At 46.8% G+C, this 26158-nt stretch carries 22 protein-coding genes; 7 read left to right on the top strand and 15 right to left on the bottom strand.

The annotated features are described in order from the left end of the window. Positions 1-140: 140 nt before the first annotated feature. Together M3629_RS19960 and M3629_RS19955 are read left to right on the top strand one after the other, a co-directional pair. Entirely contained in the window at positions 141-863 is a 723-nt protein-coding gene (locus M3629_RS19960) for an amino acid ABC transporter permease (RefSeq protein WP_251509738.1), read from the top strand. 60 nt (positions 864-923) lie between these two features. After that, positions 924-1574, top strand: a complete 651-nt coding sequence (locus M3629_RS19955) for an amino acid ABC transporter permease (protein ID WP_154959977.1) — start codon at positions 924-926, stop codon at positions 1572-1574. 698 nt (positions 1575-2272) lie between these two features. Here M3629_RS19955 and M3629_RS19950 read toward each other — a convergent pair. The 9 genes from M3629_RS19950 to M3629_RS28470 form a co-directional block, all read right to left on the bottom strand. Further along, positions 2273-3628, bottom strand: coding sequence for an FAD-dependent oxidoreductase (locus M3629_RS19950; RefSeq protein WP_251509737.1), 1356 nt, complete (start codon positions 3626-3628; stop codon positions 2273-2275). A gap of 253 nt (positions 3629-3881) precedes the next feature. Further along, a complete protein-coding gene (locus M3629_RS19945) occupies positions 3882-4727 on the bottom strand; it encodes a carbohydrate ABC transporter permease (protein WP_251509856.1) in 846 nt (281 codons plus the stop codon). Next, positions 4720-5553, bottom strand: coding sequence for a carbohydrate ABC transporter permease (locus tag M3629_RS19940; RefSeq protein WP_285888951.1), 834 nt, complete (start codon positions 5551-5553; stop codon positions 4720-4722). Before M3629_RS19940 ends, M3629_RS19945 begins: the two co-directional genes overlap by 8 nt. Positions 5554-5630: 77 nt before the next feature. Next, positions 5631-6512, bottom strand: coding sequence for a hypothetical protein (locus tag M3629_RS19935; protein ID WP_251509735.1), 882 nt, complete (start codon positions 6510-6512; stop codon positions 5631-5633). 161 nt (positions 6513-6673) lie between these two features. Further along, entirely contained in the window at positions 6674-7969 is a 1296-nt protein-coding gene (locus tag M3629_RS19930) for an ABC transporter substrate-binding protein (RefSeq protein WP_251509734.1), read from the bottom strand. 246 nt (positions 7970-8215) lie between these two features. Further along, positions 8216-8992 carry a response regulator transcription factor gene (locus M3629_RS19925; RefSeq protein WP_251509733.1) on the bottom strand — a complete coding sequence of 259 codons (777 nt, stop codon included), beginning with the start codon at positions 8990-8992 and terminating at the stop codon, positions 8216-8218. Between the two features lie 5 nt (positions 8993-8997). Next, a complete protein-coding gene (locus M3629_RS19920; protein ID WP_251509732.1) occupies positions 8998-10965 on the bottom strand; it encodes a sensor histidine kinase in 1968 nt (655 codons plus the stop codon). 298 nt (positions 10966-11263) lie between these two features. Then, positions 11264-11449, bottom strand: a complete 186-nt coding sequence (locus M3629_RS19915) for an aspartyl-phosphate phosphatase Spo0E family protein (RefSeq protein WP_251509731.1) — start codon at positions 11447-11449, stop codon at positions 11264-11266. A 749-nt stretch (positions 11450-12198) separates the two neighbouring features. Beyond that, entirely contained in the window at positions 12199-12333 is a 135-nt protein-coding gene (locus tag M3629_RS28470) for a hypothetical protein (RefSeq protein WP_285888940.1), read from the bottom strand. Between the two features lie 715 nt (positions 12334-13048). Here M3629_RS28470 and M3629_RS19910 point away from each other — a divergent pair. Together M3629_RS19910 and M3629_RS19905 are read left to right on the top strand one after the other, a co-directional pair. Further along, positions 13049-13903, top strand: coding sequence for a hypothetical protein (locus M3629_RS19910; RefSeq protein WP_221790887.1), 855 nt, complete (start codon positions 13049-13051; stop codon positions 13901-13903). Positions 13904-13983: 80 nt separating this feature from the next. After that, the gene (locus M3629_RS19905; protein WP_221790885.1) at positions 13984-14592 is read left to right on the top strand and encodes a hypothetical protein; all 609 of its coding nucleotides are present in this window, start codon (positions 13984-13986) and stop codon (positions 14590-14592) included. Positions 14593-15170: 578 nt separating this feature from the next. Here M3629_RS19905 and M3629_RS19900 read toward each other — a convergent pair. Then, positions 15171-16565, bottom strand: a complete 1395-nt coding sequence (locus tag M3629_RS19900) for a helix-turn-helix domain-containing protein (RefSeq protein ID WP_251509730.1) — start codon at positions 16563-16565, stop codon at positions 15171-15173. 502 nt (positions 16566-17067) lie between these two features. Next, positions 17068-17649 carry a TetR/AcrR family transcriptional regulator gene (locus tag M3629_RS19895; protein WP_251509729.1) on the bottom strand — a complete coding sequence of 194 codons (582 nt, stop codon included), beginning with the start codon at positions 17647-17649 and terminating at the stop codon, positions 17068-17070. Between the two features lie 354 nt (positions 17650-18003). On the opposite strand from M3629_RS19895, the gene M3629_RS19890 reads away from it, so the two are divergent. Next, complete coding sequence (locus M3629_RS19890; protein ID WP_251509728.1) at positions 18004-19224, top strand: MFS transporter; 1221 nt, start codon at positions 18004-18006, stop codon at positions 19222-19224. 442 nt (positions 19225-19666) lie between these two features. Here M3629_RS19890 and M3629_RS19885 read toward each other — a convergent pair whose 3' ends face one another. Then, complete coding sequence (locus M3629_RS19885) at positions 19667-20077, bottom strand: DUF2000 family protein (protein ID WP_251509727.1); 411 nt, start codon at positions 20075-20077, stop codon at positions 19667-19669. After that, positions 20074-20637 carry a hypothetical protein gene (locus M3629_RS19880; RefSeq protein ID WP_090918912.1) on the bottom strand — a complete coding sequence of 188 codons (564 nt, stop codon included), beginning with the start codon at positions 20635-20637 and terminating at the stop codon, positions 20074-20076. The genes M3629_RS19885 and M3629_RS19880 overlap by 4 nt, the downstream gene beginning before the upstream one ends. 202 nt (positions 20638-20839) lie before the next feature. Between M3629_RS19880 and M3629_RS19875 the strand changes: the two genes are divergently transcribed. Continuing rightward, positions 20840-22081, top strand: coding sequence for an ATP-grasp domain-containing protein (locus M3629_RS19875; protein WP_251509726.1), 1242 nt, complete (start codon positions 20840-20842; stop codon positions 22079-22081). A gap of 84 nt (positions 22082-22165) precedes the next feature. Next, positions 22166-23557, top strand: a complete 1392-nt coding sequence (locus M3629_RS19870; RefSeq protein ID WP_251509725.1) for an MFS transporter — start codon at positions 22166-22168, stop codon at positions 23555-23557. 252 nt (positions 23558-23809) lie between these two features. Here the strand turns inward: M3629_RS19870 and M3629_RS19865 are convergent, their stop codons facing one another. Both M3629_RS19865 and cdaS read right to left on the bottom strand, forming a co-directional pair. Continuing rightward, on the bottom strand, positions 23810-24916 hold the full coding sequence (locus M3629_RS19865; RefSeq protein WP_251509724.1) for a Leu/Phe/Val dehydrogenase: 1107 nt from the start codon (positions 24914-24916) through the stop codon (positions 23810-23812). A 286-nt stretch (positions 24917-25202) separates the two neighbouring features. Continuing rightward, on the bottom strand, positions 25203-25838 hold the full coding sequence (gene cdaS, locus M3629_RS19860) for a sporulation-specific diadenylate cyclase CdaS (RefSeq protein ID WP_090918921.1): 636 nt from the start codon (positions 25836-25838) through the stop codon (positions 25203-25205). Between the last annotated feature and the right edge of the window lie 320 nt (positions 25839-26158).

Here is a 26158-nt window from a genome sequence, read left to right as displayed (position 1 = left end):
CCAAGTACCTGATGATGAGCAAATCTACCATCAGCTAAACATTCAATATACACTGCAAGCATCTGCCGTATACGAGAAATACGTATGCAGCAGATGCGCTGTTGTTTTATTTTCACACCTGGAGAACGGGGGCTCTTGCTATGGGCACATTGGATTTCAGCGTACTGTTCAGACACTCCGACCGCTTTATGGAGGGATTTCTGAATACGATTCAAGTGAGCGTGATGGCCCTGATTGGCAGCTTTGTGCTAGGGGCCATTCTGGCGATCTTTCGAATCTCACCGGTCAAACCGTTGAACTGGTTTGGTACGGCCTTTGTTGAATTTATCCGCAACATTCCCTTGTTGCTGGTTGTGTTTTTTTTCTATCTCGGACTGCCTTCACTGGGTATTTCTCTGGATGGATTTGTCGCGGGCACACTGGGACTAACCATATACACGGCCGTTTTCATCGCAGAAGCGATTCGGGCAGGCATCCAAACTGTACCTCGGGGTCAACTGGAGGCCGCACGTTCATCGGGACTGTCTTATGTACAGGCCATGAACCTGATCATCCTGCCGCAAGCCATCAAAATTGTATTGCCTTCCATTGGCAACCAATTTATTAATCTGGTCAAAAACTCTTCCATCCTGGCCGTTGTGGCGGGCATGGACTTGATGTATTTTGCCGACATCGTGAACTCGGATACGTTCCAGCCCCTAAGCGTCTACACCATCGTTGCCCTGTTCTATCTGACACTGACCTTACCGCTCAGCTTCCTGGTGCATTATATGGAACGCAGATTCGGACAGAGTGATGCAGAAGTACGAAAACCCAAGGGGAAACCGAAGAAAAACAAACCTGCCGAGCAGGTTACGATGTAGGGTATTACTCATGTGGTGATTCATTAACATATATCGCTCACCGAAGGAGGCATCGAATGCATGGACTTTAGCGGGGCCTATGAATGGCCTAACCTTCGTTTCCTGTTGCAAGGATTTTGGGTGACCCTTCAAGTCGCGGGTTTATCCATTGTGTTCAGCTTTGTGCTGGGTACATTGCTCGGTACCATACGATTTACACGAATCCCCGTCCTCTCCCAGATTGTGGCGGTCATCGTAGATACCATTCGTAACCTGCCGCTACTGCTCATCATCTTTTTTATCCATATCGTGCTACCACAGCTTGGCATTAAAATGCCACCCTTCTGGTCCACGGTCGTAGGACTGAGTCTGTTCGAGGGCGCCATGATCGCAGAAATCGTGCGAAGCGGCCTTAAGTCTGTGGAACGCGGTCAGGTGGAAGCTGCCCGCTCCTCTGGCCTAAGTTACATGCAGACACTTATCGGCATTATTATGCCGCAAGCACTGCGCCGCATGTCTCCTCCCATGGTCAGCCAATTTATTTCTCTATTGAAGGATACGTCACTGGCCATCATCATCTCCCTGCCGGAGCTGATGCGCAATGTGCAGATCCTTGGAGGTCAAAGCTTCGATTACATCATCCCGGCGTTGTTGCTCGCTGCTGTACTCTATTTCATCATCAACTACTCCCTCTCGATCGTTGCCAGAAGACTTGAGGCACGAATGAACTAGGGAGGTGGGCTTTGTTTTGTTTCAGTTGTTTAGGTTCAGTTCTTTTGGTCTCCATTGCTTGTAGCATTGGTTCGAGGCCAAGCTACTCTAGTGCTCCATAGCTACTCTAGTGCTCCATGTTGAACGGTTCGAGGCAACCGCTACGCTTGCTCGCCATTCATCTCCTCTAGCTTCCATGCTCGAAGTGGAACCGCCCGCGATATGAGCTAAACAAAGCAAAGGTTCGAAGCAACGGTTCGAAGTTCAAAAGCTCCCGTTCCACATTTTTCGTGGAATTGGAGCTTTTGAATTCTAACGATCTCAGATGAGCTTATTTAGCCATTTTTGAGGCATTTTCAATTCTAACGATCCGTAGGAAGCTTATTTTGCTGATTCAGGCCATTTTCCGCCCCATTCCGAGCAATCTTGGCAAAATAGCGTCACTGGGGATCGTTAGAATTTTTTTGTCTACTTTTTTGCCCAAATAAGGCTTCTGGGGATCGTTAGAATTTCACCACTGTGCGGTTACCCTAACTTCGTTCCCTTTACCGAGTTATTTCGCCTTCACTAATGTTCTAGGAGAATAGATTAGCTTCAAAGGTTCGCAGTCCCACACATTCTAAGCCGTGTTACTCACGAAACCATTCTTCCCTTCCAACGAACTTAAGACGTTCTCGCAGCTTCTCCACCCCGGCCCATTCTTATCCCAACCTTTCCGCTCAAATTGCTGCACCATTCTGGCGCAACTCTGCTTGCAACAGTGATACAGGAAGATTCGCAGGCGGAAGTTTCAGCTTTACCGCCAGAGCCGCAGCTGTTCCCGCAGCTTCTCCCGTTGCCATACAGCTTGGGGTCAGTCTGGTTGTGGCGTGAGCCTCATGTGTCGTGGAGATACAGCGTCCGGCAGCCAGCAAGTTGCTGATATTTTGCGAGAGCAGCGAACGATAGGGAATATCATACGCACCATCTCCTTCAATAAAGGCTGCAGTCACGCCCTGCCCGGAGGGATCATGAATATCGATAGGATAACCGCTTCTAGCGATGACATCGTCGAACTTCCGTCCTGCAACGACATCTTCCTGAGTCAGCGCATAATGCCCAATGACACGTCTGGATTCACGAATGCCGATCTGTGGGGCTACAGCCGAGATCGAAGCTCGTTCGAAGCCAGGCACATCATTCCGCAGAAATTCGGCAATCATCAGCACCTGCTTTCGTCCCTCCTGTTCAGCTTCGGTTAAATCCACAGCATTGGTGGCATCAAGCCCCTGCACCCGGGTACAGTTAATCAACACTTCATCTTCTGCTGGCCCGGTAAAAAATAACACCTGATCGCGTTGAATCGGCACTGCCGCTCTCTTCCAGTGTGAATAGAAGCCGCTCACGCCCGTTAACGGAATCGTGTCCAGTTCGGCAAAAGGTGTTTTCTCATAAAAATCCTCCGGATGCTCCTGCATATACTGCTTCACACGCCCGAGATCCACGCCGCGCATACGGAACTTCATCGTCATGGGCTGAGATTGGCTGTCTTCCTCCCGCCCCTTCGCTATAGTGGCCCCAGCCAGATAAGCCACATCCGCATCACCGCTCGCATCGACAAATACGTTCGCCTGAAGCTCCAGCTGACCGGATTTGTTCGTCACTCGCACCGCCTCTACTCGGTCATCCATCGTAGTAACACCATCTACGAAGCTGTGCAGCAACAGCCGAACACCCGCTTCTTTCAACATTTCTGCCGCGACCACCTGATAGACGGCCGGATCGTACGGTGTCACGCTATGCACAAAACCAACCGTATCACGCAGATGCCCGGGAGAACCGCCACGTGCCTGCAAGCGATCCACAATCTCCTGTGCAATCCCCCGAATGACCTGCTCACCCTGCTCGGTATGAAACGTCATCCACGGGTAGACCATAGCAGCCGTTGACATCCCGCCAACAAATCCGTAGCGTTCCACTAGCACCACGCGAACACCCTGCCTCCCTGCTGCAATCGCCGCCACTATTCCCGCGGGGCCGCCTCCGACAACGACAACATCTGCCGTTTCCCTTTTGACATTCGCCACTTCATTCAAACGTGCCCTCTCCCTTCCAATCGCCTGATGCCTGATGCATCGTGCCTCTGTCTGCTTTTGCCTATCCTCTCGCGCTTCTCCCCGCTCTCACTGTTCTCACCATCCCTTGTCTATTAACTTTCAGTTCTTCTACACTTTCCCTTTCCCTCCCAGCAGCTCCACGGTCTCCTCACTCCACCACGACACTTTTCCCAAACCGTTACAAATGTTCTCGCCCCTCATATTCATTGCATCCCCCGCTTCTCCATCCCGACTACTCCTTCAATCCCGTCATCGCCACACCCTCAATGAAACGCCGCTGCGCCAGGAAAAAGACGATCAATAGCGGCACCGTCGCCATCACGGTCGCACTCATCAAATACTGCCAGGCTGTGCCCACCTCATCCGTGAACAGGGACAACCCCAGCGGCAGCGTCATTAGCTCTCTCGAATTGATAAAAATCAACGGATCGAAGAACTCATTCCAGCTCGTCACAAATGTAAAAATCGTCAGCGTCGCCATACCCGGCTTGGCAAGCGGAAGCATAATCTGCCAATAAATCCGAAATCGGCTACAGCCATCAATCATGGCCGCTTCCTCCAGCTCGGTGGGCACCGTAATAAAGAACTGCCGCATCACAAAGATGCCAAACACACCGCCCGCGCCAAAGATCGGCAGTAAAATCAGCGGAAGATGCGTATCGATCCACCCCAGCTGCCGCATAAACAGAAACATCGGAATCGCTGTGACTTCATGCGGAATCATCATCGCGCTCAGCAAAATGAGAAAGACCACATTCCGCCCCTTAAACGGAATCTTGGCAAAAGCATACCCCGCAAGCGAAGCGAAAAACACCGTGCCAAGCACCACCAACGCAGAGATATACACACTATTCCCGTAAAAACGATGAAACGGAATTAATCGAAACACATCGATATAATTCTGAAATTGCAAGCTGTCCGGTATCCACTGCGGCGGATAGGTGAATATGCTCTGCGGTTCCTTGAGGGATGTCGAGATCATCCAGATCAACGGAACAATCATAATCAGCGAAACTACCGTCAGCACCAAATATGTGCCCACAGCAGCACCGAACCTCCGACCTGTCAAACTAGGCATCGCCTTCACCAAATACCCACCTCTTTCGGAGCTGCCATTGCAGCAGCGTCAGAATCAGCACAATCAGGAACAGCACATACGCAAGGGACGAAGCATAGCCGAACTGAAACAGCTTGAACGCTTTTTCCCAGATGTAATAGACCAGAACTTTCGTGCTGTTGCTCGGCCCGCCCTGGGTCATGACATAGATCTGTCCAAATACTTTGAGCGACCCAATGACGGTCATCACGACGGTCAGAAATACGGTCGGCGTGATCATAGGCAGGGTAACGTTGAAAAAAGAAGCCCTCCTACCCGCGCCATCCAGTGTCGCCGCTTCGTATAGAGAACGCGGAACCTGCTGAAGTGCTGCAATGAACAGCACCATGTTCAGCCCGACATTTTTCAGCACACTCGTCACAATGACCGCAGGCATGGCCAGGTTCGGATCATATAGCCAAGCAGGGCCTTTAATCCCCATCATCAACAATAGCTGATTGATCAGCCCCGACTCTGTTGCATACATCAGCTTCCACACGATGGCCCAGACAATTAATGACGTCATCACCGGGACGAAAATGGCCGTTCTGAACAGGCCAATCCCTCGAATGCTTTTGGATAAGAGCAGGGCGAGCAGCAAAGCGAGTACGATATTCAGCGGCACCAGACCTGCCGTAAAGTAAACCGTATTGCCAAGCACTTCCCAGAACATGGCGTCCGTCATAATATCCCGGTAATTGTTCAGTCCGATAAAATGGTGATCCCCAAGCAGCGGCCAATCCGTCAGGCTCATATACAACGCAAGCCCCATCGGGAACAGAAGCAGCAAAGTAAAGCCCAGCACCATCGGTAAAATAAACAACCAGCCAGCAATCTGCGCTTCCCTGGCGAGCGGCCCTCCGCGTCTCCGCTTGTTGGATCGGCTCACGAGCCATCCCTCCCAGTCAAACGATCTATTGCATTGCGGAAGCTACTCACCGCTCTACGCAGCTCATCCTCCGTTTTGCCTGTAACCATGGCCCCGAGCATTATAGCCTTGATGCCGCTATGGTGAAGCACGGGAACATCCTCCGGCACCAGCTTGCGCTGGGAAGGGACAAGTACCGGTACTCCGGCCTGCAAGACCAGCTGCCGATAATGAAGCACGTCCGCAAAGCTGAGCGGGGTGCCGTATTCGTTGCCGGGTACAATCGAAGCCTCCAGTGCAGTAAAACCGAAATGTGCAGCAGATGCCACTAGAGACGCATCATACTCGTTGTTAATCGCAAACGTAGATTCCAGCCCATGGTCTTGCAACATAAAAGAAGGCAGATGATGCGCATAGATCGAGTAGAAATCAAAGCCTAGATCCGCCAGGCGCTCCACATCTTCTCTCCGTGTCCCTTCAATACTCCCGGATGGCACAACGCCGAACGTACCAGCGAACTCCGAGCGGATCGCCCGAAATACCTCGGTGTATTCATCCAGCGGACCAAAATGGTTGCCGCTTGCGAGATGGCCCACATTAAAGTGCACCTTTAGAGCATCCGCCCCTTCCTCCCATGCCGCCCGAGCCAGTGCGAGATCGTTCCCGGGCAGACTGACGATGAGCGACAGCGGTTTTTGCTCCAGCATAGCTTGCAGTTGACCTGTCTTTGGCGTATTTTGTTTAGCCCAAAGTTGACCGACTTGATGTAAATGTTGCGGGTTCTGGGAGTTCTCCGGGTTCTGCCAACTCTGAGAATGCTGCATCTGTTGCGACTCCTGTGTCTGTTCCTTCCTCTGCGAACGCTGCTGCATCTGCTCCGTCTGCTGACCCTTCTTCATGTCTTCCACCTGGTTCATCCCCTCACTTCTCTCACTTCTCTCACTCTGCATACGCCCCATTCACTTTTTTTCCGTCATTTTTCTTTCCGTCATTTTCCCGTCTTCCCTACGCTATATCTTATTTACGCTTCATCTCCCGCACTCCTTCACTCTCCGCCTCTTCAGGGCTGCAATGTGCGCTGCACTTCCGTCTGCATTTGTTTCAAATTATCCTCTGGCGAGGCTGTACGGGCGAATAATCGGTCAAAACCTTGCAGTACCGCGTTATCAATATCCTGCCAGCGGATATGTCCCGGAATCAGACGGGCTTTCGGCATTTCATCAATGACCGCCTGCACGATATGCTCTTTGCTCGGGTTGTTCGGCTGCTGGATGAAAGCATCGGATTTCAGCACCGAAGTACGCGCAGGCACAAAGTACGTCGCGGTTGCTTGCGTTCCCTGTTCACTGGCAAAATACTTCAGCAATTTCTTCGTCTCCTCCGGGTGCTTGCTATCCTTGAACATGGCATAGCCCGCTTGCCCCAGCATCGGTACGCTGCCCTGTGAACCGGACGGCATAGGGGCAATACTCCATTCAAAATCCTTGATCTCCCTTGCTTTGGACACATAGCTGTAGTTATCGAAGAACATGCCCACATTGCCTGCATCAAAGCTCACCTGTTCGCCCGCTTTCGGGTGAGATTCGTCGGTAAACATCATGCGTTCCAGCATCGCGAAGGTCTGCACACCGTACTGGTCATTCCAGGTAAACGCTGTCATATCTTCGTTGAACGGCCCGCTTCCGTTAGACCAGGAGTATGAAGAAAGCACGGCCCAGGTCTTCCAGTCCCGAAAAAAGTTAGCCCCATAGATGCGATTCGCCGCATCCTTGCTGGTTATCGCTTTGGCAGAAGCCTCGAACTGCTCCCACGTCCACTCGCCTTTGGCAGCCAGCGTATTCGGATCGGTCAGCCCAGCCTTGTCAAACAGCGTCTGATTATAAAACATCACCACAGGCGGTGTGGAAAACGGCAAGCCTAACAGTTGATCTTCCTCACGGAAGAGATCCAGCGTGCTGGGAATGTAATCGTCCAGCTTGAATTGTGCATCATCCTTGAACGCCGACACGTCGGCCAGGATGTGATTGGACTTGAACTGTGGTATCATGCGTTCCGATACCCAGGCCAGATCAGGAAGCGAGCCGCCAGCGGCAAGCACCGATATTTTCTGCTGATAATCGGCAAAGGGTACCGATTCCATCGTCACCTTGATGCCCGGGTTTTCTTTTGTAAAGCCATCGATCAGCTTGCTGTACACATCAATGTGTGCCTGATTACCCCACATCATGAACTTCAGCTCTACCTTGTCGTTCTCTCTACCCGAGGAGTTAGAACCCCCGCTCGTATTGGTGCTTGTGCACCCGATTAGAGCTGTGATCATAAGCGCGAGAATTAGCATTAGTCCTGCCTTTTTCATGGAAATCCCCCTTATGGACGTTATGGTATTCCTGTGCCACCCCAGTATATCGAAAGCGTTGCTTGCTCCTAAATCACGTCAGTTGCAGAAATGGTACGGAATTTAAAGAGGTTTTTTTCGTGGCTCCTAACCCTGCCCTCATACAGTACTTGCCTAAATGCTCTCTATACTTCGCTCGTCCAAACTCTTCTAAACCAAGAGGCATTGTACTAGTGCTAATCCCTTGCCTTTACTCTCTGTTTCTTACTACTCCCCACGCTGCATACCATACCCATCACGATACTCCCCTGCCGTACACCCCATCTGTTGTTTAAAGACCAACATGAAATGTTTTGGACTCTGATACCCGGATAACCGGGCAACGTCATAGATTTTGAGTCCGGTGTTGACCAGTAGCCACTTAGCCCGCTCCATTCGTGCCTCCGCGATATATTCGGAATAGTTGATGCCCGTCTCGGTTTTGAACAACTGGCTCAGATACGTCGGGTTCAGATTGACCAGTGAAGCAACCGTCTGGAGCCGCAGATCACCATCGGGATGCTGGTGGATGTGCTCTTTCACGCTACGAATAATTTTGCGAGGTTCCCCGTGTTCCGGGTTGGCTGTGCCAGAGGTTTCGGGGATGGGAAGTGTGGAGAGACCATACCTACGGTCCAGCAGCGATTGTATTTTTTCCAGACATTTCACCAGTTCATGACGTTCGATTGGCTTCAAAAGATAACTTAATACCCCGTGTTCCATCGCCCTGCGTGCATATTCGAACTCCCCGTACCCGCTGATGATAAGCATCAGCAGATCAGGGTACATCTCTCTTGCTAATGAAACCAATGTCAATCCATCCATCTCGCGCATGCGGATATCCGTGATTAATACATCCGGCACTTCACAGCGCAGCACCTCCAGTGCCTCGGCTCCGCTTGCCGCTTCCCCCACCACCTGAAACTGAGGGGCTGCCTGTACAATCAACTCTCGTAACCCCTGACGAATCACCGTTTCATCCTCCACAAGCAGTACTTTATACATGCGTATCAATCCCCTTTCCGTTGAAGGTGAATGGATAAGGTAACCACCAGCCCTTGTCCGGGGCTGCCATCAACCGTTAGTCCGCTGTCTTTTCCATACACCAGATGCAGCCTTTGAGCGATATTGTGCAACCCCAGACTTTCCCCGGCATGACGATGCAGAATGGGATTAGCGGTTGGGTACACGTTTTGTCCAGAAACGGTCTGCCCAGAGACAGAAGCATTTAACCGATCCAGCTCCTCCTGTTCCATCCCTTTGCCGTTGTCCCGAACACTGATGAGCAGTTCCTGATCGAATAAAACGGCAGATACCCAGATCATGCCGCCATTATTACCACCCGTGCTGCCGCCTGCTAGCCGTCCTTCGATCCCATGGCAGATTGCATTTTCCACCAGCGGTTGCAGGATCAGCTTGGGAACAAGACAGTCGTTAACCTCTTCCTCCATGTCATAAATAATCTCCAGTTCACCGTTGTAACGCACTTGCTGAATTCGTACATAAGAATCGACAAACGCCAGCTCTTCCCGCAGCGTCACCATGCGATCTGCCTTATCAATGGTGTATCGAAGTAACCTGCCAAGCGCTGTCACCATGGCAGATACTTCGGCATGCCTCTGGCGGACAGCCATCATGTTGATCGACTCCAGTGTGTTGTATATAAAATGAGGGTTCATCTGGCTCTGTAGCGCCGACAATTCAGCCTCCCGTTCCTGAATTTCGAGCATATACACCTCATGGAATAGACGGTGGATCTCCTCCATCATCCGGTTAAATCCCCTGCTGATCTGCCCCAGTTCATCACTGCTGTACTGAGTAACCCGCTGACTGAAATCCCCCTGTTCCACACGAATCATATGATGTTTCAGACGAATAAGCGGACGTGTGACCCTATACGATACGAGTACGGCGAGGATCGCTACAGCCGCCATACAGAGAAGAGCAAGTCCCATCGTAAAGGTCAGCATCTCCCCAGACTCCTTTTGAATGACCGTAATTGGCGTCAGACTGATCACGGACAACCCCGAATATCCTGAATGATGCTTTACATGGAGATAAGATCTTCCCTCCAGCTCTATCTTCTGATTGTCTGCATAATCCTGAAGCTTTCCATGAGATAACAAAGGAGCATAAGCGGATAAGCCGTCTGTTGACGTTTTTTCAAAAATAAGACGTTGCTGGCTGTCCACGATCATCAGACTTGCCTTTTGCTCAAAATTCAGGTTGGATAATAGCTGTCCAAATGCCTCCAGCCGGATATCGATCAAAATGTACCCCAGCCGCTGGAGCGTCCCCGGATCACGCAGCTCTCTGCCCACGGTGATGTAGGATGCTTCCTGACCACTTACGTAATAGCCGGGAATATGCGGAGGAAGCAAGTGCCATACGCCTTCGGTGCCCCTCAGTTCGGAAAACCATTTCTCTTGGCTGCCGTCCCAGACGGGTTTGACCGCAAGGGAGTCCAGATTGGAGAACAGGATGCCGCTGTTGCTGATCAGATGAATGCCTCGAATCTCTGGCCGATCATAGGCTTGAGCTGACGTATACAGCTTCATTTTCTGATAATCATCCGACTTCGCCCACGTCCCTGCACCCATCGAACCATCGTACTTCCGCAGGATTCCAAGCACCGTCTGGTCATAAAGCGGCAAGAGCGACAACCGCTCAAAATCCTTGAGCAGCCGATTCAAATTTGTGTTGATCTGCCACACCATATCAATGGTGAATTGCTCCGTCTTGCGATCCAGCGTCTGTGAAAAATGAGCATAGCTCATCACCCCCTGCAAGCTAAGCGGCAAGAGCGTCAATGTCAGAAAAAGCACTAGCAGCTTGGAGCGCAGGTTTATGCTTTTTCGAATCGAGCTGAAATCTATGAAATCTCGAATAGAACAAAAACTGCGCATCAATTGAAAAGCACGCCTAAAGCAACTAGAACAAAAAGCCTGTATAAGTTCCACACCCTTTCTGCCATTCACTTGTCACCCTCCTTCGTTTCATTGTATGAGACCTCGCTGTTGTTCGATGAAATGGTTCATCCCGTTGGAGCAAACAAATGCATCCATTCCGGGTGAATCGAGGTCATCATATCCAGTTTAGAGATGTCGCGACGATCCTGTAAGCTATGGATTTAGTACGGAATTTCAAGAGGAAGTGGATGGAGGGCTGTTATCGAGGGAATTTACGGGAGCGTGATTTATCTTTCCGAAAACATTAAAAAGCCGAATGCAGTTTTGCATTCGGCTTCTTTTGGGTCACATTAAAAAACCGACTGCATTAAGCAATCGGTTGTCTTTTCATCATATGTTTATATTGGAATCGATAATATTCGTTGATTAGCTCATCCAACACCATGGACTGCTCGAGGACTTTGTTATCCTGCATGCCATGATTCTCCGCCAACCGACGTAACTTTTGCCTATCCCGTTCAATTCGATCTTTAATCTGCACCGGTTCACCCATAGCATGCACCCCCTCGTTTTATATCATTTTAGGATACATTGCCAAAAAATTCATATTTTATTCCTTTGCAAAATCAAATGATTGTTTGCAAAGGTTTAGTTTCATAAGTTAAGTACTTTTTAAAATGTCCATTAATCAAAAACACATACAACATATGGATACGCGGTCTTATGTTTTATCCACATACTGTGATCCATTCACATTTCACTAAAAATTTCTAACTATGATTTAGATTATCTTTATGTTTTTGTTTCTATTTGATTCAAAAACGCCAAGTCAGGATTCACCCCATCACCCATTTTAATAAATGTCTCATATGATCCGCTAAAGGTGATCTTACCTTGATGAATAAAACCCATTGGTGTCGAATGCAATCATTAGTCATATCAACCAGATATTTTCTAATTGCTGCAAATGTGATGCCTTTGGTGATTCGGTGTTAATTTCCTTAAATAGTCAAAACAAAAAGAAATAGACCGCCCCAGCTAAGGTATGGTCTATTTCAGCTACCTATGCACAGCCACCGCCCTTAGAAGCGGCTGTTGTAAAGAGTAGGGATGTTAGCGCATCCTTGCTCTTTTTTTATTATCTTCAATTTAGCACAGTTTGTTGAACAAGTTAACTCTTTACTGGTAATTATTGTCGTACAATTTTGAGTAAAAGGCAAGTGGCAAAGCTGGTAGATGATCTCCTTCTCATCAGGAATACCTTGTATTTCTGACGGACGTTTAACCACATTTGCGATCAGATCAAGTCGTTTTGCCAGACCCATTTTTGCCAATGATCATATTCACGGTCTGTTCGGGAAACTCAGCATGTAAATGATCCAGGTTTTTGCGAGAGGCTTTGGGATAAGAAAAGCTCAAATCTTCAATTTTAATCATAGATCCTCCTGCTATGTCCGATGTGTTCTGGATATAACTTTCACAAACTTGAGTGCGATAAGTCCGTAGGTAACATAACAAAGTGTAATGAAGCTTATGTTGATCAGACTCAACTGTGGGAAGGGGCTATCCATAACCAAATATGTTAATTCAGCTACATAGAAATACATAGTAGGTGGCGTTAGGGATGCATACGGTTATGAGATATCACAATATATAATCAAGTAACCAACAGGGCTTTTTTACTCAAGAAAGGCACACTTTATCCTGTTTTAAAACGCTGTAAGCTAACACTTACAATGAAAGGTACTGGAGTGAACGAGAAGGTGGGCCTAGACGAAAATATTAGAGGATAGCAGATGATGGCCAACTTCGACTTAAGCGGTCAAAACCTCATGGGAACAAAATACACATATCATTAATATTTTCTCAGGAGGAACGGAGAATGTACATTCAATCCTATTTAGACCAAGCTTTTAAGAAATCATTTTATTAAGACGCGAGCGTAGCGATTTAGCCAAATTGATTCCTTCAATTTAATACTTAATGTAGAAATAATTACATGTTATAAATTCCATATAAATATATAAAAAGTAAAATAATGTTGAATATTCATATATATTTGTATATATTTGTTTTAGATATCAAAAAAAGGAGGGTAGATTGCTTTAATTTTTTTCACACACTTCAGATCAGAAAAGGAGAAATCTTTAATATGTTACTTAAACGAAACTTCTTAAGGTTCATTGCGACATTTCTTGTATTTGTTCTGGTTAGTGTAAGTTTAATCAGCCCATCCTATGCTAAATCTGAGAAAGAATTTGAAATAACCGCGGTAAATGGTGTCGAAGTTTTGGCAAATAACGATCAAGAGATAAGGCTAAAAACTGAAATTGAAGGTTTAGTCGGGATATTGGTTCAAGATAAAGAGACCTTAAAAACTACCTTCTCTACATACGAAAAAGCAGAGACCGCCCCCGTCTCACTGATGTCTATTGAATCAACGGATAGTAAACAAGTAGAGCACTATGAAGTAACAATTGATGACTATTCAACAGAAAATGGCGTAACTGTAACATATGAAGATCAAAAAACAGGACAGACAGCGACTATTAGTAAAGATGATACCATTATCCGACCAATGGTGGTAATATTAGCGCCACTAGTTCAGATCGTGGGTGCTAAACTGATAGAAGCACTCCTTCTTATTGCAGCTGTAGTTATGATCAACAATATTGAATTTGCAAAAACAGATGAAATTGCAATGAATTTGAGAAATAAACGAGAGTACGACCACTACTATGCTAAAATAATGCAAGGCGATGTATGGATTGGGCCTGCAATATCCCTTAGCACAGCGGTTAATAGATTGAAGTCTTTCAATGGTGATAGTGACGTTACTGGAAGAGATGTATGGTCTACGACCTTATCTGGAGCAGCTAAAGTTGCTCAGCGAGCAGGCGGTGGAAAAGAGCCAGTGGGACCTGAAATTAGTAAACCTGGTCTCGGTTTCGGTTACTATTATCATTACCATATTTGGGATAGATCTGGTGGCCATTCTTTCTTTTAATAGTTATGTAAACGTAGAAGCAGTCTTAAGACTGCTTCTACGTTTACATTCACGAATCTTATTTCATGAGGTGATCTTTAATGAAAAATGCAAAAGAGCTATATTTCATTCTAACTAGTTATCTTGACGATTTCGCTCTATCATGCAGTGAGAAAGAACTAACTCATTTAAAGACTGATCTTAGTAAATGTAGAGAAAAAGAAGACCAAATCACCTGTAACAGCATCCAAGGTAGGGTAGACAAAATACGTAAATCATATAAAAACATTGCTACTTTTTTTACTTCCTCCAACAATCAGTACATGGACAACTTGATGCCTGAGCTACTAGATGTTGGTGATATTAGATATTGTATTTCCATTGAAAAAAAGTATATTAACACTCTAGATAAACTCTATCAAACCGTAATGAGCTTTTTTTCAAACGGTTCCACATCAGAAATAAATAAAGCCGAAAAAATGTCACTGGTTGTTTTCAAACAAATTTTGAACTCCGTTTTAATTATTATAGACAATATTATAAGTAGTTCAGGATCAACTCCAACAAAAGGCGAAGTAGAAAGATTTATTAATAGTATCTTGGATGCAGAAAAGGAATATCCATCATATCATTTAGAAGACTATAAAAAGGAAGTTCTATTAGATAAGTATCTTAATCTGCTGAATGAATTGGATAATCAAACAACTTGAGTCAACCGATAGTTGTATATGATGTAAAATTCGAGATTTACTTTTATCTCATGCATTAAATGTCAAGTGAAGCCCGCAGGAAGGCGCCAACCTAATAAAGGGGGAAGTTGTAATCATTAAAACGATATAATTTCAATGCATTTTCTGCATAATTACACATGAGGTTGGATAAAAAATAAGCCACTTGTAATTATAAGAGCTGGCTTTTTTTCCATTTATATATCTATTTTCACTTTTTTTGGAATTATTATATCTATCCACAATGTAAGCTTAATTTGAGATTTCACTCTCAGATGTACCTCAATATGTACTATTACTGTACATACCCTTTCCACTGTCTTATGTCCACTAATCGAATAACTTATGATTTAATCAAATATACAATAAATATATTTATTTTTACATCGGTCACTTATTATAACAATCCAAATAGGCGTGCTATTTTACATTAAATATAGCACGCCCAATAGTTATAATGATTATCTACCATTTTCTAATATCCGCCTGCACCATGATTGAAAAGCAAGTTGATAATTTGGTCTATACTACCTGTAACACTCGATAACATAATGAACGAACTAAACAGCGTCAATGCCAACGTTACTTTTCTTCTCATATCGATTATAAACCTCCTTAATAATACTTTTATATTGTGACTTAATTGATTTAGGGGCCTGGACTCTGTGTTCTTCGAACAAACTTACACAATAAATTATAGTAGAGTCATCATTAATTTTGAGAGCATAGCTTAGGCATGTTAGTAAATCTCTGAATCCTTCATGATATCTATCTTTGGAAAACTGATAAAATGCTAATTCAGCCCAAAATTTAGTATATCTATCATCTTTTATCTGAGTAGTGTAGCTACTCTGGTAATCATGGTCATTAGCTAACATATGAATGAATAATTCAAACCTCTTTAGAACCTTGTCTACATTTAGCTGATATATATTAGCCGCTTCCATAACTTTGACAAGTCCAAGAAGGGTCTCATTTTCGTTTTCTTCTATAAAATCAAGATAAGAGTAAAGTGAATCGTAGTCTCCCATCATTAATTTATATAAATAGGTATTCACTTCTGCCCATTCATTAAATCGTTTAATAAAAAGCTGATCTTCTGAAGTAGAATTTTCGATAACTATGTTAGCATAGAGGGAAGTATACTCCAGTGCCTTTTTGTACTCTTTACGCTCGCCCCATACTGTTGCCATTAATAAGTAAGCATAAAATTTATAAGTAAACAATGGATGCTTAGAAATTCGATTAATCTCTACTTCTCTTTTTTTACTTTTGAATTGTTCTAGACATTTGACCCGTTCCAACAGCTCATCAGCTAACTGGTATACTTTGTCCCAGTGGCATAACCCATTGTAAGTATTAGCTAGCTCCCTTATCGCATCCAGCTGCCTCTCCTCATCTAGCCGATTAATATAAGGCTCGAAGTGCACAGCGGCCCGGAGATTATCATGCTGATTCTGACCGAGAGAGAGGGTGAAGATGCGATACTGGCAGAGGGCCAGGCGCTCGGAATGCTGGTATTTCTCGCACTCGGCTACGCATTCATATAACATGCGGGCAGCTTGCTGCTGACCGCGCTCCAGCATACCTTCGGCCATCTCGAATAGTTCAGAGATATAGGAGCGATCGTCCGTCACTTGTTGGATCACCCGCTGGATGCAGTCCAGCTTGTCCAATTCTGCACAGCGTTGCAGGAACGGCTCAAGCCTTCGCCAGTGTGGAGCCGACTCTACGAAGCACTCCGCACCGTACGTCTCGTAGAAGTAGCCTTCCTCCAGATTCATGCCCTGGGTAATCAGATCAAGCTGCGCCATGGCGATGGGGCGTGTTCCCTTAATAATGGCGCTAAGCGTTCCAGCGTTCACTCCCGATATATCTGCAAAATATTGAAGGGTATATCCCTGTTTCCTGATGTAATCTTCAATCGTTGAGCGTATCGTAGTTGCAGGTTCCATGTATCCCACCTCCACAATTAAAATCCAAAAATTTGAATTTATATGATTAGACCAATTTTAATCCTAAATTTTACAGTGGTCAATAACAATCGTGGCAATAAATTTACATTTTTATGCAAACTCCAAAATTTCTATATCTCCAGCTTGCCTTCGCCCCGAATTGCTTATAGAAAAAATCCATTAGAAGAATGGACGGGAACATGATACAGTTATTCCAACTTCAATATCCTACTATTTCCATAGGATTATACAACACGGACAGACACGAACTGCCAAGTTCAGTGTGGAATGATCCCCCCGTTTTAAACGAGCACGAAAATTCCTTCATCCCCAAAACGACGGACACATGGCCCACTGCGATCTCCCCGATCTTTCAGGTATAGGCTTCGTTTGGCCACGCAGTAACCGTATCTCCGGGTAATTCGGTCTATCTCCGATTTGCCCTCTTCCTTTTCCTCTTCTTCTCTACCTTCATTGATCCCATGTTGGCTATCACTTCTTGCTATGCCTCAGACCCGATGCCTTTAAATACGGTACTTAGCAGTAACTCCACAAACGTATCATCCATCGGCTCACCCGTGACCAGCATCCGGTAGAACACAGGCCCATAGATCATGTCGATAAACAGTCCAATGTCCAGTCCTTGCTTCAATTCGCCGCGTTCCACGCCTTTCTCCAGAATGCCCCATGCTTCGCGCCGGCGAGGCTGAATATATCTGCTGCGGTACTCTTCCGCAAGGGCGGGATCAGACTGCCCTTCTCCGATGATCTGTGTAATAACTTTCCCTTCGGCACTTGTCAAAAATTGAACCAGGTTCCCTGCATGAGCACGCACATCCTCATATACAGACCCCGTATCCGGCACAGGCAATCTGGCCGTTAACGCCGACATGTAACCGTCCAGCATAACGGCACCTTTGCTCGGCCACCATTTGTAGATGGTGGCTTTGCTTACCTGTGCACGTTCGGCAATTTTTTCAATCGTCACCGCGGCGAACCCATCCTCCAGTAGCAGTTCATACGCCGCGGCAAGAATGGCATTCTGGGTTTCCATGTTGCGGGGACGTCCTCTTTTTGCAGTCATTGCTGACCCTCCATTGCAATCATCTATATAAGCTCAACCAAAGTATTTACACAACCACTTCAATAACAGAATAACCGTTGAATCGCTGTTATCCCAAATAAAAAATACGATACGTTCATTATACTAAAATGCAGCGTCAATATACATTTTTAAGCTCACGCAATGTCATTATATTTCCGTCATCTTTATGTAAAATCACTTGGTTATGTAACTGCCTATTTACAATACTAAACGTATCGTATATTATTTAGGTGTAATTAGTAAACGTAACGTTCATTAATTAAACCTACACATCATTCTTAGTGAAAATGGAAATTGAATTACCATCATACACTTTTATTGGAGGTTGATCTTATGGATAACAAACAGAAACCAAGTACCAACCAGACTCAGACTACCGTGCCTGCCTGGATTATTTTCCTGCTTGCTGCTTCCTGCGGTCTGATCGTAGCCAACCTGTATTATGCTCAGACCGTTCTTGGGCCGATCAGCAGCACTACAGGTCTCTCGTCTGCCGCAGCCGGATTAATCGTGACACTGACACAGATCGGATATGTCATTGGTTTGCTGTTCATCGTACCGCTCAGCGACATTATCGAGAATCGCCGTTTAATGGTGCTGTTTCTTGTCGTACTCGTGCTAGCGCTGATTACAGCCACCTTCTCCACCAGTGCTTTCCTCTTCCTGACGGCGTCACTGCTCATCGGCATCGGTTCTGTCGTTGCACAGATTCTGGTGCCGTATGCGACTTATCTGACTTCCGAAGAGCAACGCGGGCAGGTGGTCGGCAATGTGATGAGCGGTCTGCTACTTGGCATTATGCTCGCACGCCCTGTCGCCAGCTTTATCACCAGCATGTTCGGCTGGCAAGCGGTCTTTGCATTCTCGGCCGTGGTTATCGCGTTGCTCATGCTGCTACTGTCACGGGCACTTCCAGCCCGTCAGCCTGATCCAAACCTGACTTATGGACAATTGATTCTCTCCCTCGGCACATTGCTTCGCACCCTGCCGATGTTGCGGCGGCGCGCGTTCTATCAGGCCAGCTTGTTCGGCGCATTCAGCCTATTCTGGACGACGGTGCCTCTTCGACTGGCAACCGATTTTGGCTTGTCGCAGCAAGGCATCGCCTGGTTTGCTCTCGCCGGGGTAGGCGGCGCCATTGCCGCTCCGATAGCCGGAAGATGGGCAGACCGCGGTTTTACAAGGGTGCTCACCGGAGCCGCTATGGTTATTGCCGCAGCCTCCTTTGGTCTGGCCTATCTGTTCCAGAGTCATTCTACACCAGCCTTGATCCTGCTGGTCGTGGTTGCCATTACGCTGGATATGGCTGTTTCCGGTAACCTGGTGCTGGGTCAACGCATCATCTACTCCCTTGGCAACGAGGCAAGAGGACGTGTGAACGGCCTGTTTATGTCGATCTTTTTCATCGGTGGTGCCATCGGTTCTTCACTTGGAAGTTGGTCATATGCCCATGGCGGCTGGAGCTTCACGACACTCATTGGCCTAGTGATGCCACTACTCGCGCTGCTATACTATTTCACAGAGAAAAAGATCACGGCTGTAAGCGGCACATAACCTGCATCTGACCTATACCTGTACCAGCACCTTTATCTTTATCTTTATCTTTGCCTAGACCTGTATCTTTATCTTTTCTTTTCCTTTGTCCTTGCCTTTGCCCGTACCAGCATCTTTACCTATACTTCTATCTTTACCTTTCCATGCCGCCGTTGCTGCTCCACCCCATCTGCATCACCAGATACAGAGCATTCATCTAAAAAACACCCCCAATACAAAGCAAGGGCAGAGGCCATCAATAGGATCGCTTCTGCCCTTCTTGTTATGTCGTAACCCTTATGTTCGTACCCCGCATCGACAAGCTGTTCTGTCCTCCGCTAGTCTCCGCTACTCTGCTCCGTTCTGTTCTGTTCCAGCTAGGCGCGACAGCCTGCTTGTTGCAACTGTACCCCAGCTGGAATCATTCTAAAGCGTATCCCCAAACCTGCCTTATTTCACGGCACTATTTCATCACACTGAACTTCTTGGTCGTCGCCCGAACGGACTCGTCTTCTCCCCATACAATGACACCTACGACTTTGGTCGCCTCCAATGTCATCGATGCAATTTCACTTGCATATTGTTCAAAAGCGTTATTCAGGGACTGTCCTGTCTGTGTAAAAACAAGATGTTTCAATCCGTCCTGATTCTCGGTACAGGTCTTGGCCAGATTGATTAGTTGATTCTCCCCCGCCTTCAGAATAACGGTGCTATAGCGGATGCCAGCATGCTGAATGCCGCTCTGATCCCGTACAGGCTGATCGGCATATAACTCCGGTTCGTTCAAGGCAGCTTGTCCCATAAGCAACGCTGCCACATTGGCTGCGGCTCCTTGCTCCAGATTTTTATCCAGTATAATTGCAATTCTCTTCATACGAGTGCATTCACCCTCTGTGGTTTTTTCGTAAAACATACCCATGGCATTTGGATGCCTTCACGCAGCACTTTATACGTTACCAGTCCGTAATGATCCGCACAGAGCTGGTTCGTGAGCGCAATGGAGGTTTCAGTATTCAGCATGACCTGCCTGCAGGCCTCCGGGTTGGATGATACTGTGCTGTTCTCTCTATAGGCAATATTCAGTTCAGATAACAAGTATGTAGTCGCCGGATGATGGAAAATCGTATCAATCTGCTCCGGGCAAGCGGCGTGGAAGCCGGACAGCACCAGTGCAGGGATCTTCTCTACAAAACTTTCGGACACGACCAGATCTGAATCCATAATGAAACTGTTCAGCTTGGGATACGCTCCAGGCACCAGCAGACAGGAAATCGCACCGGATTTCAGATCTTCTGCAGCCGCTTCGAATTCGGGGTATGGCTTAATCATATCAGAATTATCCATTTTTTTTGCAATATGCATGCTGCAAGTCAAGAATCCTTCATCGTCACCCAATGTGCCCAGTATGGCATATTTCTCTTTATTTATATCCATTTATCTCCATTACCTCCCATTTATTTTCCAATTCGGTACGATACTATACCAAAAAATTCCTGCTGTCAATTAACACTTCAACGCAACAAAAATATGTACAATCGTGCATAAAATTTTACAAAAAATGTATTGAAAACTGAAAATAATGAGCTATAATGTTGTGAAAACCATTCATTATTTCAAATTTTATCCAGGAGGACATATGAAAACGATCGTATACATATCTGATTTCAGGCTTCCCTTTGGTTTAAACTTCGTGAAACCCTTGACCAAATATACAGACTGCCGAAAAATTCTGATTATTGAACGCCATCAATTACATCACCCTGAACGGCTTGAAGCTTATTTTGATGAGATTAGATACGTTGATCATCTCGAATCTGTGGACGCCATCCGGGCACATATGCAACAAATCCTGCAATCTCACTCCATCATTGCTCTGTTAACTCCGGGTGAGAATGCCATCGAGATCGGCGGACAACTCCGTTCCGAGTTCGGCATTCCAGGCATGCAGCGCAATCAGGCCGAAGCGGTTCGGAACAAATGGATTATGAAACAAATGTTGCATCAGCGCGGAATCCGCACGTCCAGAACGGCCATTGCGCTCCAGCAACAGGACTATCTTCATTTCTCTGCTACGTATGGTTTCCCCATCATTGTGAAGCCGCTCAGCGGTTACGGCAGTATCAACACGTTCAAATTGTCCAGCATGGAAGAACTGTTGCATTACCTTCAATACACAAGACAAGAACAGCAACGGGATTTGCTGGAAGAATTTATTCATGGCACAGAGTTCCACTGTGACTCCATTGTGTGCAAGGGAGAAGTGGTGTTTGCTTCCGTTTCCCAATATCTCTACAACTGTCTGGATATCGCAACGCAGCAGAAACCTCCAGCTAGCATTACCTTCCCCAAATGCACAGAAGCAGATTTTATCCAGCGAATCGAGGACATCAACAGACAAGTTATTGCCGCGCTTGGCATCAATCAATCAGTAACTCATGCCGAGCTGTTCCTCACGCCGGAAGGCGAAGTGGTTTTCGGAGAGATTGGAGCCAGAATCGGGGGTTCACATGTGATGCCGCCTTGCATCAAAAACACGCATGGTGTGGACTTTTTCGAAGCAGTGACGGATCTGGAACTCGGTACATATACCTTCATGCAGCAGGAAACCAGCAACAAATTCACGGGTATGATCTGCTTCCCCTCCCGCGCAGGAGTGATCCAGCACATCTCCGGCAGAGACGACTATACGGACGTTCCAGGCATCATTGAATTTAACGTCTCCTATGAAGTGGGGCAACACGCCGGGGCTGTCAATGACACGATGACCCGCTCAGGGTTCGCTATTGTGGAAGGTGATTCGTTCGAGGAATTACGTCAGACGTTACTGGAGATGTACGATCGATTCGTCATTGAGGTGGCGGTTCCCGAAAACGTATAAGATCGTGAATACGCAGTAGAGAACGACCTTAACGTAGTAGTTTTTTTACTGGGATTGTGTTTTTCTTGGGGAGGTTTGAAACGATTGTCTTTATTCAAAACATACGCGGGACTCAGCCGCGACATCTATTATCTCTGCTTGGCGAGAACCATTAACAGCACGGGGGATTTTATTTTCTCCCTGATCACCTTGGTGCTTACGCTGCAGATGGGCATGAGTGTGGTCAGCGCGGGTATTTTTGTATCCATGGCGGCTCTGATTAGCGGCCCCGGTGTACTGCTTGGCGGTTATTTAAGTGATCTGATTGGCAAAAAAACGATCATTGTCTCCGGGCAGATTTTGTCTGCCTTTATGATCATGAGCTGCTCCTTCTGGTCAGGCACGATGGCCATCGGTTATCTTCTGATTGCGGTCATGTTCTTCATCAGTATTACACGCCCGGCGTATAACGCCTTAATTATTCAGCTGTGTCCAGAGGAGAAGGAGCGGAAGTCTGCCTTTTCCCTGATGTATCTCGGAGCCAATCTCGGTATCGCGCTTGGGCCATTGATTGCCGGCTTTTTTATTAAAGATTACGTGCATATCGTCTTTCTGAGTATCGGCACCGTATTTCTGATCTCTACCTTTATCATTTGGAAAAAGGTTCATGTGGGTGCGAGCGGCCAAGTAACGCAAACCATTGCCAGGGAATCTGCACAGCATACAGAGCAATCACAGGGGGAACAACGGCCACATGGGAAGCAACAACACCAAGAAGAACACCCTCAGCCGGGACAACCAAAACATAAAGAAGGTCGCTCTCCATCCAGGCAGCAACAAGGATCAGATTCTTTGCCTTCGCCATTGTTCCCTATGCTGCTGAAGAATCCACTCGTTGTTTTTTTCATCGTGGTATCTTTTCTTAACTATTTTATTTACATGCAATACTCGTTCAGCCTACCCTTGCAGATGAATCAGACGTTCGGTGAACATGGAGCAGCTTACTACGGCTCTGTCATGACCATTAATGCAATCAGTGTCATCCTTCTGACCACGCTGGTGCTATCGGCGACCCGTAACTTCACGGCTCTAAACTCCATCGCGGCAGGCGCTCTCTTTTATGGCATCGGATTTGGTGCGCTATATCTGCTCGGGGATTGGCCTCAATTTGCTATCGTTGTGGTATCCACGGTGCTCTGGACGATTGGAGAGATTCTGGTGCAGACCAATATCAATCTATATATAGCATCTCGTGTGCCTGACAGCCATCAGGGGAGATTTAACGGCTTGCTGTTGTTCGTCGGTTGTCTGGGGTATACCCTTAGCCCTTATCTGACGGGTCTGTTCATTCGAAGTGTGGATATGAAGAGTGTATGGATCATTATTCTGGGGATCAGTCTGTTCTATGCGATCTGTATGGTGCTTCTCTGGTATATTGAAAAAAACGCCACAAATAACCGTGGAATCGAATCGCCTGAATTCACGAAAAGTGTCTAAGTCCAAGCCTCGGCTTATAAGAGCTGCCGCTTAAACTTATGATAAAACGAAAACAAGCAATCACACCCAAAAAGGGACAACACTGAATGGGGTCTGCACGAAAAACCTCCGAAAATGCGTTTTTTTTCGGAGGTTACTACGTTCGTTTGACCAAACCTTCAGGATTGTCCCTTAGCTCTTCTGCTCGTCTTACCTATCGTCTTACACGTTGTCTTACATGAATCCAGCTTTCAGTTGCTTGACTGAAAGGATTTATTTCCGCAGTCTGCGTGCACTTAATGCATGGTGATCGTTCTGCAAAAAGGTGCTACGCGTATTTTTCATCATCTCGATCCGTTGCTCGGCAAGACGGTCTGCCGCGACATAAGAAGCGATGCCTTCGGTGCGGGAGCTTTCGAATATTTTCTCCAGCGTCGTGTATATCTCTCCGATCTTCGCCCAAGCTCGATCTTCATGATATCCGTTCAGCTCATCCGCAATGTTGATTACACCGCCTGCATTAATGACATAATCCGGTGCGTACACGATGCCTCGCTGATACAGCTCATCCCCATGGCGTGGCTCCAGCAACTGATTGTTCGCACAACCCGCAATCACTTTGGCTTTCAGTGTCTTAAGTGTATCGTCATTAATCGTGCCGCCGAGCGCACATGGCGCATAGATATCACATTCCACGCTCGTAATGTCCCCCGGATCAACTGCCTTGGCGCCAAAACGTTCCACCGCCAGCTTCACGGAATCCTTGTGGATATCGGTTACGATAAGATGTGCACCTTCCTCGTACAAATACTTGCACAGATGCATTGCTACGTTACCCACGCCTTGCACGGCAATGGTTTTACCCTCTAGCAGATCGGTTCCAAATGCTTCCTTCGCAGCAGCCTTGATGCCGCGGTATACCCCCCAAGCGGTTGCAGGGGAAGGGTTGCCAGATGAGCCATAGCTAGCCGAGATTCCCGTGACATAATCGGTCTCCTGATAGATCAGATTCATGTCCTCTTCCGTCGTTCCCACATCCTCGGCAGTGATGTAACGGCCATTCAACCCTTGAATGTAACGGCCGAAGGCGCGGAACATGGCTTCATTTTTGTCACGACGCGGATCTCCGATAATTACCGTTTTGCCCCCACCCAGATTGAGGCCGGATACTGCATTTTTATATGTCATGCCCCGAGCGAGACGCAGTGCATCTTCAATGGCTGCTTCCTCTGAAGCGTATGTCCACATCCGTGTACCGCCTAGCGCAGGCCCAAGTGTTGTATCGTGTATGGCGATAATGGCCTTCAAACCTGAATTCCGATCCTGGCACAGGACCAGTTCCTCGTAATCATGTTGCTCCATTGCTTCAAACCAACTCATGTGCTAACCGTCTCCTCTAACCATTTTTGCGATAAATCGCAGCGTTGAATTCTGGCGCTCCTATTTACGCTCCACCCTCTATTGTACCCATATCCACCCAGTTTGTGCAAAACGGAAACCTCTCACATAGCAAAAAGAGGCTCCGCCTGTCACCCTGTGACTGGTCAGCCTCTCCAATAACTCGCTCTGGATGCATAGGCAGGTCGATACGCTCATGTACTCATATGCTCACGATTATGTACCTATGTACCCTCGCCATCTCTCATATCGCTATCTGCTATATCCTCTAGGTCAGCGTTTCAACCACATTAATCGGATGCAACGCCCCGTCCACCGCAAAAGAAGCCTGTCCCGTCTCTTCCGAGACCACCAGCACCACCGCATCGGTCAGCTCGCTTAATCCAAGTGCCGCCCGGTGGCGTGTGCCCAACTTACGTTCGTGGGCTTCGGCTTGGGATAACGGCAACACATTGCCAGCAGATACAATCTGGTTGCCACGAATCAGCACAGCTCCATCATGCAATGGCGCACCAGGGATGAAGAGCGATTCAAGCAACGCGTGAGTTACTTTGGCATCCACCGCTACACCGGAATGAATCATCGTCTCCAGCGGAACCTCCCGTTCAATCACAATCAGCGCTCCGTACCTGCGGTCGGATAGATGCTGCACACTGGACGTCAGTTCTGCAAACTTCTCGGTAAACGGGGACAAATAACAGTCGAGATAAAAAGAAGAAGCAAGCACCTCAATGTGTTTGATCTCGGCACGAATCTCCGCAAACTGCCCCAGCAAACAGACACTGTCATGGTCAAAACGCGATAACGTCAGATTCATTCGTTCCGCTACGCGGTGCAGGTCCGCCTTTAACTTCTGCCGCATCAGGGAACTGTCACAGTCTGCTTGTCCGATGTGCTGATTCATCTTGTGCTGCCTCCCTCTTTGGATTACTAGCCCGAGTACCCATACCTTGCCCGGAGAAAAGAAGCTTTATGCATTGGCAATTGGATAAATGTTACAATGGGTTCAACAAAGTCTCTACAGGAAGATGCAGGAACGACGTTGATTTCCAACACGATAACCCCAATAGAAATCAATATTTCTATATGATGACAAGTATATCGATGTCTATGATTACGAGGCCTCTCCTAAAAAGAACACATCCATGAAGTATAAAATCTCAAATAGCCTTGATGAGAAGATCATTCATGATTATTTAAAATGAACAACGCAAAGAAGAAGCT

Origin of the sequence: Paenibacillus polysaccharolyticus, assembly GCF_023714295.1 — a bacterium.
GTDB classification, from domain to species: Bacteria; Bacillota; Bacilli; order Paenibacillales; family Paenibacillaceae; genus Paenibacillus; species Paenibacillus polysaccharolyticus_A.
Note: the sequence above shows the minus strand (reverse complement) of the source record. Positions and strands in the feature narration are given on the sequence as shown.

What these genes read in the sequence shown, in the direction of transcription:
- M3629_RS19960 (WP_251509738.1), top strand. Translation starts at nt 141, where the DNA reads ATGGGCACATTGGATTTCAGCGTACTGTTCAGACACTCCGACCGCTTT.
- M3629_RS19955 (WP_154959977.1), top strand. Translation starts at nt 924, where the DNA reads ATGGACTTTAGCGGGGCCTATGAATGGCCTAACCTTCGTTTCCTGTTG.
- M3629_RS19945 (WP_251509856.1), bottom strand. Translation starts at nt 4,727, where the DNA reads ATGCCTAGTTTGACAGGTCGGAGGTTCGGTGCTGCTGTGGGCACATAT.
- M3629_RS19940 (WP_285888951.1), bottom strand. Translation starts at nt 5,553, where the DNA reads ATGGTGCTGGGCTTTACTTTGCTGCTTCTGTTCCCGATGGGGCTTGCG.
- M3629_RS19935 (WP_251509735.1), bottom strand. Translation starts at nt 6,512, where the DNA reads ATGAAGAAGGGTCAGCAGACGGAGCAGATGCAGCAGCGTTCGCAGAGG.
- M3629_RS19930 (WP_251509734.1), bottom strand. Translation starts at nt 7,969, where the DNA reads ATGAAAAAGGCAGGACTAATGCTAATTCTCGCGCTTATGATCACAGCT.
- M3629_RS19925 (WP_251509733.1), bottom strand. Translation starts at nt 8,992, where the DNA reads ATGTATAAAGTACTGCTTGTGGAGGATGAAACGGTGATTCGTCAGGGG.
- M3629_RS19915 (WP_251509731.1), bottom strand. Translation starts at nt 11,449, where the DNA reads ATGGGTGAACCGGTGCAGATTAAAGATCGAATTGAACGGGATAGGCAA.
- M3629_RS28470 (WP_285888940.1), bottom strand. Translation starts at nt 12,333, where the DNA reads ATGATTAAAATTGAAGATTTGAGCTTTTCTTATCCCAAAGCCTCTCGC.
- M3629_RS19910 (WP_221790887.1), top strand. Translation starts at nt 13,049, where the DNA reads ATGTTACTTAAACGAAACTTCTTAAGGTTCATTGCGACATTTCTTGTA.
- M3629_RS19905 (WP_221790885.1), top strand. Translation starts at nt 13,984, where the DNA reads ATGAAAAATGCAAAAGAGCTATATTTCATTCTAACTAGTTATCTTGAC.
- M3629_RS19900 (WP_251509730.1), bottom strand. Translation starts at nt 16,565, where the DNA reads ATGGAACCTGCAACTACGATACGCTCAACGATTGAAGATTACATCAGG.
- M3629_RS19895 (WP_251509729.1), bottom strand. Translation starts at nt 17,649, where the DNA reads ATGACTGCAAAAAGAGGACGTCCCCGCAACATGGAAACCCAGAATGCC.
- M3629_RS19890 (WP_251509728.1), top strand. Translation starts at nt 18,004, where the DNA reads ATGGATAACAAACAGAAACCAAGTACCAACCAGACTCAGACTACCGTG.
- M3629_RS19885 (WP_251509727.1), bottom strand. Translation starts at nt 20,077, where the DNA reads ATGAAGAGAATTGCAATTATACTGGATAAAAATCTGGAGCAAGGAGCC.
- M3629_RS19880 (WP_090918912.1), bottom strand. Translation starts at nt 20,637, where the DNA reads ATGGATATAAATAAAGAGAAATATGCCATACTGGGCACATTGGGTGAC.
- M3629_RS19875 (WP_251509726.1), top strand. Translation starts at nt 20,840, where the DNA reads ATGAAAACGATCGTATACATATCTGATTTCAGGCTTCCCTTTGGTTTA.
- M3629_RS19865 (WP_251509724.1), bottom strand. Translation starts at nt 24,916, where the DNA reads ATGAGTTGGTTTGAAGCAATGGAGCAACATGATTACGAGGAACTGGTC.
- cdaS (WP_090918921.1), bottom strand. Translation starts at nt 25,838, where the DNA reads ATGAATCAGCACATCGGACAAGCAGACTGTGACAGTTCCCTGATGCGG.